Genomic DNA, 2360 nt, shown 5'->3' on the forward strand with positions numbered 1-2360 from the left:
GCCTCGACAGCGGCAAACCGGGAACCGGTCTGGGTCTTGCCATTGTCCGCGACGTCGCAGAAATCTACGACGGCTCGGTAGCGCTGGAGGAAAGCGAAGATCTTGGCGGATTGCTGGTGCGGTTGCAGTTGCCGCGGTCAGAAGGAGCTTAGTCTTAGCTAACCCGCGTCCCGGATCCGTTCATGGTGGCGGATCACTTCATCGATGATGAACCGCAGGAATTTTTCCGAAAATTCCGGGTCTAGATTGGCGTCGCTGGCAAGCTGGCGCAGGCGGGCAATCTGTTCCTGTTCGCGCGCCGCGTCGGCTGGTGGCAGGCTGTTTTTTGCCTTATATTCGCCCACTGCTTGGGTCACCTTGAAGCGCTCGGCGAGCATGAACACCAGCGCGGCATCGATATTGTTGATGCTTTCACGGAATTGTTGCAGCTTTTTGTCCATGGTCCGTCGCCCGATTTTCGCCCGTCCCGGATTTTGTCCCGCTTGTTCAGGACGCAACCGGACTGGTCTTGATTTCACTTGCCTTATCCCTAGTGACTTGCCACATCCGGTGCAACATGTCAGCAACGGTCCATCATCTCGGGCGGGACACCGCACCTTCGCTTGAACCCATCATGTCTCTGGTTGCCAGCAACATGAATCAGGTCAACAGCGTGATATTGGACCGGATGCAGTCGGAAATTCCACTCATTCCGGAACTGGCGGGCCATCTCATTGCCGGTGGAGGCAAGCGCATGCGCCCGATGCTGACTTTGGCAGCGGCCAAGCTGATCGGCTATTCGGGCAATCGCCATTTCAAGCTGGCAGCGGCGGTGGAATTTATCCACACCGCCACCTTGCTTCATGATGATGTTGTCGATGGCTCCGACCTGCGACGCGGGAAAGCCGCTGCAAATCTGATTTTCGGCAATCCGGCCACCGTATTGGTTGGTGATTTCCTGTTCAGCCGGGCTTTCGAACTGATGGTTGAAGACGGTTCGCTCAAAGTGCTCAAGATATTATCCAATGCGTCGGCGGTGATCGCCGAAGGGGAGGTCAACCAGCTGACCGCCCAGCGCAAGATTGACACCAGCGAAGACCGCTATCTTGATATCATTGGTGCAAAAACCGCCGCATTATTTGCCGCTGCCAGCCGGATATCGGCGGTTGTGGCTGAATGCGATGAAGAAATCGAACTGGCGCTGGACAGCTATGGCCGCAATCTCGGCATTGCGTTCCAGCTCGTCGATGACGCAATCGACTATAGCTCCGACCGCGAGACCATGGGCAAGGATGCCGGTGACGATTTCCGCGAAGGCAAGGTGACCCTGCCGGTCATCCTGGCTTATGCGCGCGGCAGCGAGGAAGATCGCAAATTCTGGAAAGATGCGATCATCGGCCATAAATCTTCGGATGAAGATCTCGCGCGGGCGACCGACCTGCTCCGTTCGACCGGCGCGATTGACGACACGATGTCTCGGGCCCGCCATTATGGCCAACGGGCGATTGATGCGCTGGGTATCTTTCCGGCCGGAAAAGCGCGGGACGCGATGACCGAAGCAGTTGAATTTGCCATTTCCCGCGCCTATTGAGGCGGTTCAGGACAGGAACAGAATATGGCCGCACGAATTTATCAGAACCCCAGAAACGCGATGCAGTCCGGCAGGGCGCTGTCCGACAGATGGATGCTGCAATTCGAGCCGTCGGAAGCGCGCAAACCCGATCCGCTGACCGGTTGGGCAGGGTCCGGTGATACGCAGCGGCAAGTAGAACTGGCCTTCGATTCGTGCGATGCCGCAAAAGCTTACGCTGACAAACATGCGATTGATTATGTGATCATTCCTACGCCGGAGAAAAAGCTGAAGCTACAGGCTTACGCGGATAATTTTCGGTAGAAAGTCTTTTGTCTGCCCAGCGTCACGGGCTTGCCTATGTAAATGGAAAAAACAGCAAGAGTTTGACGTCGATCGCCAGGCCGGCTTGTCGCTTTTTTTCGATAAATTCGTTTAGCTCCGCCAGCGCGACACGGTGGACGGTAATATCCTCTCCGTCGGTTCCGCCGCCCTCGCTGACTTTGGTCAATCCGCTGGCCTTGAACAGCGAGAAGCTCTCCGACACCATTCCCGGCGAAGAATAAAATTCGCCGCAGTTCTGGATTGTCGCGGCGCGATAGCCGGTTTCTTCTTCCAGTTCGCGGATCGCCGCGATGGAAGCATCTTCGTCCGCGTTATCATCATGATCGCCGACCAGGCCCGCAGGCAGTTCGATACACGCTTTGCCCAGCGGAACCCGATATTGCTCGACCAGCAGCACATGTCCGTCGTCGATCGCGAGGATCACCGCAGCGCGGATACCGCGGCTGCGGGAGACATATTCCCACTT

4 protein-coding genes and 1 pseudogene are annotated in these 2360 nt (G+C 56.8%); 3 read left to right on the plus strand and 2 right to left on the minus strand.

Features of this window, described 5'->3' with window-relative positions:
* A pseudogene (locus WBM93_RS11295) lies at positions 1-152 on the plus strand (histidine kinase); the annotation flags it as partial.
* A gap of 6 nt (positions 153-158) precedes the next feature.
* Here WBM93_RS11295 and WBM93_RS11300 read toward each other — a convergent pair.
* A complete protein-coding gene (locus WBM93_RS11300; RefSeq protein WP_424431912.1) occupies positions 159-440 on the minus strand; it encodes a chorismate mutase in 282 nt (93 codons plus the stop codon).
* Between the two features lie 116 nt (positions 441-556).
* Here WBM93_RS11300 and WBM93_RS11305 point away from each other — a divergent pair, with 116 nt between their 5' ends.
* Together WBM93_RS11305 and WBM93_RS11310 are read left to right on the plus strand one after the other, a co-directional pair.
* Complete coding sequence (locus WBM93_RS11305; protein ID WP_424431906.1) at positions 557-1570, plus strand: polyprenyl synthetase family protein; 1014 nt, start codon at positions 557-559, stop codon at positions 1568-1570.
* A 24-nt stretch (positions 1571-1594) separates the two neighbouring features.
* Positions 1595-1873: an ETC complex I subunit gene (locus WBM93_RS11310; protein ID WP_424431908.1), complete on the plus strand. Its 279-nt coding sequence runs from the start codon at positions 1595-1597 to the stop codon at positions 1871-1873.
* Between the two features lie 34 nt (positions 1874-1907).
* Here the strand turns inward: WBM93_RS11310 and WBM93_RS11315 are convergent.
* The coding region (locus WBM93_RS11315) for an NUDIX hydrolase (RefSeq protein WP_424431910.1) at positions 1908-2360 on the minus strand (453 nt) is incomplete at its 5' end.

Origin of the sequence: Parasphingorhabdus sp. (genome assembly GCF_049667325.1) — a bacterium.
GTDB lineage: Bacteria > Pseudomonadota > Alphaproteobacteria > Sphingomonadales > Sphingomonadaceae > Parasphingorhabdus.